Origin of the sequence: Undibacterium sp. GrIS 1.2 (assembly GCF_040544435.1) — a bacterium.
Classification (GTDB): Bacteria; Pseudomonadota; Gammaproteobacteria; order Burkholderiales; family Burkholderiaceae_D; genus Undibacterium.
Genome location: NZ_JBEONP010000088.1, coordinates 1 through 8,988 on the forward strand (window position 1 = coordinate 1; position 8,988 = coordinate 8,988).

Genomic DNA, 8,988 nt, shown 5'->3' on the forward strand with positions numbered 1-8,988 from the left:
AAGAGTGGGTCGAGAGAATTGCAGCTCTCCCGCCCATCATCGCTCGGCGAGCACCTTTACGTGCACCGAGCGGTACCGGCAACTGAACTCTGGAAGAGAGGTCAGTGCCTGACAAGTGAGACTGATGTGGGGTCGTTGGCGCGACCATCCCACAGCAGTAAGAAGTGAGAGTGTTGGCGCACCCGACGACCTGCATCGTCTGGAACTATTTTCTTGGAGTCCTTACCTGTGTAGGTATCGGACTTCACTAAAAAGTGTAAAACCCAAAAAATCAAAATCAAAATCAAAATCAAAATCAAAATCAAAAAAAATAAAAATTCTTTGAATTTTTTGGGACATTCATTAGAGGTGTCCGGAATACATTCCGGACACCTAGGCCAAATGCGCCTTTCCGATGATTTGGACTGCACATAAATCTATCGTTATGGCGGCGTACTACTGTTCTAAATCAATGCCTAAAAAGCAGTTCTTGAAAAAGATAAGACCGATGTCTATACGCCTAATTACTCTTTGAATGAACATCCTATGCCTAAATCTAGTGAGAACGATACCTCAGTATTAGCGCAAATCCGGCTTCCGCGCACTCAGACACAAGCCATGCGTTTACTACTCGATTACCTTAAAAGTAAGCATTATTTCTATCAAAGTGGCTGGATACGCATCGACAAATTACCTGCTTTTGCAATCGAGATGCATGCCAAAATTGGCATCGGTATGACGCGACATCAACGCGACTATGCGCGCAAACAAGGTCACTCTTGCGGCCATCTCGTCATCGTTAAACCGCTGGATCAACGGCAAATTCAAGAGTTTGGCAAGGTTAATTTTTATGTGCTTTGGTCACAAGGCGAAGGTGAACTGGATGTTTTTCCAAAATATAAAGATGCAAGAAAACCATATCAACGCCTCTATTTTGAAACGGCAAAACGAACCGAACATGACGGCTGGGAGATCTCCCGTATTTATAAACTGACGCAGCTTGAACACCGCAAGCATGTAGCGAAGAACCGCAAAGGCGAGATGTTAGTCGATGAGGATGGTCAAGAGATAATGAGTAGCGGCGGTCGACATTTGACATGGGTCATCAGTAAAGAATCCTTTAATGAAGCCAAAGCGATGGCGAATGAATTGATTGGGCGCTTTCTGAGTAGCCACAAAAAGCTCACTCCACAGGTGGCAAATTCCATCCTCATATGGCTAACGTACCAGCAGAAACGGCCAGGATTTTATGGGATTAACCAGCAACGATATCAACTTAAATGCATGATTTGGTCTGCATTAAAGGCTGCTGAAAACAGAAGGGATGCCGATGATGTATCGGTACAAGTACTGTTTGATAGTATTTACACGGCGCTCAAAGTGTCGCCCCCAGATAATCCTGGGCGGTCTTTGGCTTGGTCTGAAGAGACGATTGAGCAGTGGCTAACGCTAAAGGACGTTTGATTTTATTTTTAAAGAGCACAGGAAAAATTTTCATTAAAACAAGGGATTCGCTTTTATGTCATCAGGCTATTACGCAGTCGCAGGTTATTTTTACAGGTTGACACGAGGTGCTTTAACAATAGACATTTGTGTAATGTGCGATATTGATGTTGACGCCCCCGATGGGGGGCGTCAACAAATACTCGCGTTAAAAGTTACAATGAACTGGGAAGCTTAGACGTTAGCCTCGAATTTTGAAGGAGTGTAATGTGGCAGTAGATCAAATATGTCCTTTGCCGACAAACGAAATGCAACGAATTAATGCACTGCGCTCATATCAAATATTGGATACAGAACCCTCACTAGAATTTGAAGCAATAACTCGAATTACGTCCCACACTTTTGATACGCCGATTGCAGTCGTAGCTCTAATGGATACTGATCGACTTTGGTTTAAATCAAAGCTAGGGTTAAATGTACAGCAGCTCGATAGAAAAGTTGCTTTCTGTGCACATACCATCATGTCTCCCAGGGAACCTTTAATCGTGAATGATTTGTTTAACGATCAAAGGTTTATTTCAAATCCACTTGTTGCAAGTGCCCCACACTTACGCTTCTATGCCGGTGTACCCCTGGTAGATTGGAATGACCATGTGCTAGGCACGGTTGCTGTTATTGACTCTAAACCGCGTACATTCTCGACACCCCTACAGCTTAGTATGTATGGATCTGGATGGTTTCAAACAAATAAATGATCAATTTGGGCATCCCTCAGGCGACCAAGTGTTAATTGAGGTTGCAAGGAGACTCTCTCAACAAATGCGCCACGGAGATTTACTGGCACGTCTGGGCGGAGATGAGTTTGCAGTAGTAGCGCGATGCTGTGACTATGATGATGCGATTGCAATGGTGAGACGCCTTAAAGACTCAATTCGACCAGATATCCAATTAGCTAATGGCGCAAAAGTAAGGGTAGGAATATCAGTAGGCACGGCAACCTCCTCGCTAGTTTGCACAGAAGCGACGGAGTTATTTGATCAAGCCGACAAAGCGCTCTATTTAAGCAAGCTCAGATAACGTTCATATACTCAATACAGTCTCCAGTTTTGGTAATGAGCCCGCAGTCAGGAGAGCCTTCAAATTTCATTTCACTGCGACCGGAATATTAATGATTAGTCCGGTTATTTATGGAAACATAGAATAGTTAAACCTCCTTGAAATTATCGCTGGTCTAACTGATAGTTTTGATGTAATTTATGATAACGAGTGGTCTAAAATCTATGGTGTGCAATCTAAACTTAAAAAAATCACTTGTGATAACATGCTTTCTGGCAATTTTTTCTTAGATCGTAATTTTTAATTCGTCTGAATAACTTCAATTTTATTCGTTCTACAAAGGATAGTAAATGTCACTTACCCAACTAATTTATATTAGCCAAGCCACAAGAAAGATGTCGTCAGAAGATTTAATAGGCATTCAAAAAATTGCTAAGATTAATAATGAAATCATTGATGTCACTGGTAGTCTATTTTATAACGGTGGCTGGTTCTTGCAGGTTCTTGAAGGGCTAAAAGATACCTTAAAGATGTTATACGACAAAATTGAAAAAGATCCACGTCATAAAAATTCCCGCATCATCCACAATGAACCAGCAAAGTTTCGAACCTTCACGCGCTGGAGCATGAATATGACCAATCTAGATGACCGCCAGGCAGATAAATATGACGAACTTGTTGAAGTCATCGAGGCCGCAAAGACTGACCGAAAGATTGGAGTAGCATCACCTGCTGTAGCTTTACTGAAAATTTTTAAAAGCTAGAAAAACGTAATTTAGCTTTATGGTTAATCAACTGAGGTCTGCTAATGATTCCGATTCAAATTGATACCTCATATCGAGGCGATATTGATAGCTTGCCTCACGATGTTGCTTCGACTAATAAATGTGTTGCTTGCCGAAACGATGAGCCGTTCGAGTTTGAGTTCGAATATGCTTACCAACCTATAGTTAATTTATCTACCCGCAGCGTATATGCACATGAAGCCTTGGTCCGCGGCCCAAACGGGGAATCTGCGGCAAGTATCTTAGCGAAAATTAATGATGGAAATCGTTATCGATTTGATCAACTTTGCCGATCAAAAGCGGTCGAAGGCGCGGCACGGTTAAACATGCAGGAATTGTTATCTATTAATTTCTTACCAAATGCAGTTTATCGTCCTGAAGTATGCATTCGAACTACATTTGAAGCAGCAAAGAAATTTAATTTTCCTATTGAGAAAATAATTTTCGAAGTAACGGAGGGTGAACGAGTAGAGGACCGCCCACATTTGGTCAATATTTTCAAGGAATATAGGCGATTTGGTTTTCATACAGCGATTGACGATTTTGGTGCAGGGTATGCCGGACTAAATTTATTGTCAGAGTATCAACCAGATATCATCAAAATTGATATGGATTTGGTGCGCGACATCGATCATTTTTTACCCAGGCAGGCGATCGTCTGTGGCATTGTACATATTTGCAAGGCATTAAACATCAAGGTGCTTGCTGAAGGCATAGAAACACGTGCAGAGAGAGATTTTCTGAAAAAATCGGGTATCGACTTAATGCAAGGATACTGGTTCTCTAAACCCGTATTTAAAGGGTTGGGAGTTATTCCGGATGCAGCCTGGGAATAAAAATAGTATCGTAGATTATTACTAAAGATTTTTTGTCTTTCATATCGCGGCTGAATGAGACCAACCTTTTGAAAAAACAATTTAGTTGCGTTGCTTTGCTTTAATCAATTTCGGAACGATTTGTCGTTTTGATGCGATCATTTTACTAATCTAAATTTGCCACGTTACTATTATCGAGTTTGAATGATTTACCTTTCAACTAAATAAACAGTAGTCTTAGCTTAGAACAAGCTAGTTTGCTCATCATATCTAATCGGTACATTTATTTATAAAAATATGTCAGTATGAATTGAACCGAAGAAATTAGAGACTAACTTTTTCAAGGCAACTCAGAAGTTATTGTTTTATTCAGCCAGCGGTGAGTGATCAGTAAAAACTTCGAGACTTTTGAACTGCAGCGGAAGATATTGCGCGAGTTTTTACTTCCGAAATTAGAAACAAATCTACAACACTATTCATTTTTTCTGCTTGCTCCTGCATGCTTTCGGCAGCTGTTGCTGACTCTCTTACAAGTACAGAGTTTCTCTGAGTTGTTTCCTCCAAAACATTAACGGACTGACTCACTTGTTCAATCCCAATCCTTTGTTCCTCGCTCGATTTTGCGATGGCATGCATTATGTTAGTAACCTGTTGCACACTCATGAGCATGTCTTTCATTGTCTTACCCGCAATATCAACCAAGTCACTCCCTGCATCAACTTTTTCAACAGAATCAATAATTAGCAGCTTAATTTCCTTAGCTGCACTCGCACTGAGCTGCGCAAGATTGCGTACCTCACTGGCAACAACAGCAAAACCGCGCCCCTGTTCGCCAGCTCGCGCAGCTTCAACGGCTGCGTTCAATGCAAGGATGTTTGTTTGAAAAGCGATTCCATCAATCACTCCAATGATCTCCACTATTTTTTTCGAACTACCTTTGATCGATCCCATCGTTTCAACGACTTGGCTTACAACAACGTTCCCATCGCTAGCAATATTCGATGCTGAAGTAGCAAGTTGGTTAGCATGCTTGGAATTATCCGCGTTATGTTTTACTAGGCTTCTCAATCCGCTCATCAAACCAGCTGCCTCTTGCAGCGCATTTACTTGCACGTCAGTTCGACTTAGCAAATCAGAATTGCCAGAAGAAATTTTTGTCGATGCGGTAATAATTGATCCTACGCCTTGTTTAACCGAGTGCACTGCGGAGTTAAGTGTTTCTATCATGTGTTGCAGGGCGAATCCAGATGCGCTTGTCGGACTAATGCCTTGGTTTTGTAGGTTAATATAGCCTTCCGTGCTAGTTAAGGCGCTCGTATAGTTCATCAGGTCAGCTTCCTGAATACGATCATTATGCATACTGATTGAAATATAGGAAAGTACTGAGGCTTCGACAATCACATACGCGGCGTGAGTAAATAGAATCGCCAAACTCGGTTTGGCAAAACACATTACACCTGTGCCAATTTCTTGCAAATAATCAAAACTAAAGTGATGGACTGCTACTACTGTTGCCGCCATCAAAATGACACGCCAATCTGCATATATTAGCAAAAATGCTAAAAATGCAAAAATGCTAAAATGAATTTCCGTCATGCCCATTGCTTGATGTATGTGGAGAGCACAATAAATCATGGTTGCTGCACCATTGAAAAGACGCGTCACTACACTACCTGGTTTTTTGTAGACTAGTATCGCTGAAATTGAAAGTAACGGAACTCCAACCAAAAACGACAACAGCCAAGTGCCGTACCAGTTGGCAAGTGAAAAGGAAAAACTTGCATGCCAGCAAGTACGTAAAATATGACTTTGTCAGATCGTGCGTTTATTGCTAGAAGATGATCCGAAAATATTTTCATCGCGAGAAACTCTAATATTAAAAAATTGAGCCTTGAAGGTACTTGATTTTTTTGGATAAAGGTAAAAAGTTTGTGGGTCGATCATGATTATTTAAACAGATTTTCCATTTTAATAATGCTAAAGATTACATTAATTAATTTGCCAATAGCGTATGGGTAGTTATCAATAAGAACGCTATTTGATCGCGTATTTAGCTTACAGATATGAAAACTCATTTCAGACATATCAAGTCTTTTTATGATTAATTAGTTGACCTTATTAAAGTCCCCCGCAAGTCTTTGAACAAGCAAAAAATGAGCGATTCAGTGCAGAAAAATCATAGCTCTCAAAATCAACAGAAGTATAATAAATTCAGCGTTTAGCCTAAAACCCCACTCTCATTGGAGGCGCAAATGAAAAATAGGGAAGGGCAACAGAGCCGGTTAGAACGAATAATTAAAACACAGGCGTTGATCGCTCAGGCTGATTTACACCTTGATGTATTTATGCAACTTGTAGTGGGCACGGTGCAGGAGCTAACCCAAGCTAAAGGGGCCGCCATTGAATTAGTAGATGGTGAATATATGTTTTATCGTTCAGCGAGCGGAGCAATAGCACAATACGTTGGACTGCGCCTTCTGCGTGCAAACAGTTTATCTGGCTTATGCGTGAGTTCCACTCAGGTACTCAATTGTAGCGATGCTGAATCTGATCCCAGGGTGGATATTAATGCCTGTCGCAAGATTGGCGTTCGTTCTATGATTTGTACGCCACTTTTTGAAAATGGAGTACCAGTAGGTGTCCTTAAGGTAATGTCAGCAATACCATCAGCATTCAATGACGAAGATATTCAAACCTTGAGTCTTATGTCTGGCGCGCTAGGCGCTGCGCTGGGTAAACAAGTAGCCTTTGATGCGATGGTTCAGATGCAGGCGAAGCTAAGCGCAAGTGAACAGCGTATGCGTACAATTCTTGAGCATGCGAATGATGCCGTCATTTCAACAGACCGCGATGGAATTCTCACACAATGGAATAGAGCAGCGGAATGTTTGTTTGGCTGGACAGGTGATGAAGCAATAGGGCGTAATTTAGTCGATCTCATCATCCCCGCAGATAAACGAAATAGCTTCAACGAAATTCTCCAAACTTTTTACATCAACGCTCAGGATACTTCCAAAATACGTCGGGAATTGTTGGTAGTAGACCGACAAGGTAAAAAACTTCATGTAGAAGTCAGTTTAAATGTAAACGATATCGGCGGACGGCTCGAATTTACCGCCTTCTTGCACGATATTTCTCAACGCAAGATCTTGGAAGGTACCTTGCGCGAAATGGCGCTTTCGGATGGATTAACAGGCCTCCCCAACCGGCGACATTTCATGGATACTTTAGAGCAAGCACTTGCCCGGCATCGTCGCCAACAACATGGCCTGGCTTTATTGTTCATGGATCTGAATGGTTTTAAGCAGATTAACGACAATCACGGTCATGAAGTAGGGGATAAGGTACTTAAAGAGTTTGCCAATAGGGTATGTAGCTGCCTACGTGAAACTGATACGGTAGCTCGACTTGGAGGTGACGAATTTGTAGTTCTAGCAGAAGGCATTCAAGTCTTAGAGCAAGCGGAATTATTGACTCAAAAAATTGTAATAACTTTAGACCTGCCTTTACCTGGTAGCGCAATTTTGATCGATACAAGTATCGGTATCAGTTTATACAAGTCGCAAAGCGACGCAGCACAATTTCTAAAAGGGGCAGATTTAGCAATGTACTACGCAAAAAAAATAGATCGAAGGATAGCAGGAGCGTCACCTTTGTGGAACAAAATATAGTTACGACAGTCGTGAATTGATCGAAGTAACCTAGTTTATAGTTGATGAGTGCGCTATCTATAGTAATTAAAGATATCATTAAAGCAGTTTATTGAGCGATACCATTATTTTCTCTTTAGAAGGCCTGATCAAATGCGTGTTCGTGTGGGGTAGGAACTTCATATTCATCTTTCATATATTCCCTCTAAAGTTGTGAATAATCATGCCACCTGAAAATCGCAGTTCTGCAAAATTTCAGCGTTTCTTAAGTAAGCTTTAGCGAGCCGGCTAATTGCTTAAAATAATATAGGCATCTGACGACTAACATTACTCGTTTAGATCGTGAAGGTTACAAAGTCCTAACCATAGGTTCATGAGACGCCTCCCGAAACGATTTCCGTCTGCGGTGCAACCGGTCAGGACTTTAAATTCATGAGAGTGAAACGCGTCAGTACTAACCCAACAAGGTTCGGTTGCAATGAAATAAAATAAGGTTCAAGGCATGCTTCTTCAAGTCATAAAAGGCTAGTTCAACATTGCAGTTCCGTAACCAACAATGAAATAACTCTCTTGACTGGCTGCTGAGCTTGAAATCAATTGAACCTCATTCCTACGAAAATCTTAATATTTTGTATTTCTTTGCATCTAATAATTTTGATAGATTTAAATTTCAAAGTGCCTAGTCTGCCAAGTTTATTTGATTGTGCTAAAGCGAAGTGATGTAATGCAAAAGAAACCTCAGGATTTCGAGTGACGTCAATTTCGAAGTCATGCGATTACTACCAAATTAGGGGAAATCTATTTGGAGAAGTTGTTTATGAACCTTTTTAAAATCACAACTAGCCAACTAAACTCATGGCAATTGAATATATGTAAATTTATTGTGCCTTTTCTTTTCAGCGCACTGGCTACCCCAGTTTATTGTGTTGAATTAACCATCTATACCGAAAATTGGCCACCAATCAGTTTTAAAAACGGCGATAAAGTAGATGGTATGGCAGTTGAAGTAGTGGATGCATTGCAAAAGAAAATGGGAACAAATTCAGCGATACAACTTGTGCCTTGGGCGAGGGGATACAAGGCGGTACTAGAGGACCCCAACGTCTTGCTTTTTACAGTTGGACGCTCTGCTGAAAGAGAAAAACTAATGACCTTGCTTGGTCCAGTAGCAGTATCCAAAACGGTGCTATACACACGAAAGGGGAATGCAAAAAGGTTATTGTCCCTAGGAGACAAAATCTACAATATTCCTGTAGGTGC

General features: G+C 41.1%; 8 protein-coding genes. 7 read left to right on the plus strand and 1 reads right to left on the minus strand.

The features are described from left to right. Positions 1–525 precede the first annotated feature (525 nt). The 5 genes from AAKU61_RS21190 to AAKU61_RS21210 all read left to right on the plus strand — a co-directional run bounded on the left by AAKU61_RS21190 (position 526) and on the right by AAKU61_RS21210 (position 4,099). Positions 526–1,443, plus strand: a complete 918-nt coding sequence (locus AAKU61_RS21190; protein ID WP_354335487.1) for a hypothetical protein — start codon at positions 526–528, stop codon at positions 1,441–1,443. A 248-nt stretch (positions 1,444–1,691) separates the two neighbouring features. After that, complete coding sequence (locus tag AAKU61_RS21195; RefSeq protein WP_354335488.1) at positions 1,692–2,177, plus strand: GAF domain-containing protein; 486 nt, start codon at positions 1,692–1,694, stop codon at positions 2,175–2,177. Continuing rightward, on the plus strand, positions 2,146–2,499 hold the full coding sequence (locus AAKU61_RS21200) for a GGDEF domain-containing protein (protein ID WP_354335490.1): 354 nt from the start codon (positions 2,146–2,148) through the stop codon (positions 2,497–2,499). The genes AAKU61_RS21195 and AAKU61_RS21200 overlap by 32 nt, the downstream gene beginning before the upstream one ends. Positions 2,500–2,828: 329 nt before the next feature. Next, positions 2,829–3,242 carry a BLUF domain-containing protein gene (locus AAKU61_RS21205; protein ID WP_354335492.1) on the plus strand — a complete coding sequence of 138 codons (414 nt, stop codon included), beginning with the start codon at positions 2,829–2,831 and terminating at the stop codon, positions 3,240–3,242. 44 nt (positions 3,243–3,286) lie between these two features. Then, positions 3,287–4,099, plus strand: coding sequence for an EAL domain-containing protein (locus tag AAKU61_RS21210; RefSeq protein ID WP_354335494.1), 813 nt, complete (start codon positions 3,287–3,289; stop codon positions 4,097–4,099). 366 nt (positions 4,100–4,465) lie between these two features. On the opposite strand, the gene AAKU61_RS21215 is transcribed toward AAKU61_RS21210, so the two are convergent. Beyond that, entirely contained in the window at positions 4,466–5,743 is a 1,278-nt protein-coding gene (locus AAKU61_RS21215) for a methyl-accepting chemotaxis protein (RefSeq protein WP_354335496.1), read from the minus strand. A 587-nt stretch (positions 5,744–6,330) separates the two neighbouring features. Between AAKU61_RS21215 and AAKU61_RS21220 the strand changes: the two genes are divergently transcribed. Further along, a complete protein-coding gene (locus AAKU61_RS21220; protein WP_354335498.1) occupies positions 6,331–7,749 on the plus strand; it encodes a diguanylate cyclase domain-containing protein in 1,419 nt (472 codons plus the stop codon). A 796-nt stretch (positions 7,750–8,545) separates the two neighbouring features. Then, positions 8,546–8,988, plus strand: a 443-nt coding sequence (locus AAKU61_RS21225) for a substrate-binding periplasmic protein (RefSeq protein WP_354335500.1), incomplete at its 3' end; no start/stop codon positions are given.

Coding starts and splice junctions, on each gene's coding strand:
- AAKU61_RS21190 (WP_354335487.1), top strand. CDS start 526: ATGCCTAAATCTAGTGAGAACGATACCTCAGTATTAGCGCAAATCCGG.
- AAKU61_RS21200 (WP_354335490.1), top strand. CDS start 2,146: ATGGATCTGGATGGTTTCAAACAAATAAATGATCAATTTGGGCATCCC.
- AAKU61_RS21205 (WP_354335492.1), top strand. CDS start 2,829: ATGTCACTTACCCAACTAATTTATATTAGCCAAGCCACAAGAAAGATG.
- AAKU61_RS21210 (WP_354335494.1), top strand. CDS start 3,287: ATGATTCCGATTCAAATTGATACCTCATATCGAGGCGATATTGATAGC.
- AAKU61_RS21220 (WP_354335498.1), top strand. CDS start 6,331: ATGAAAAATAGGGAAGGGCAACAGAGCCGGTTAGAACGAATAATTAAA.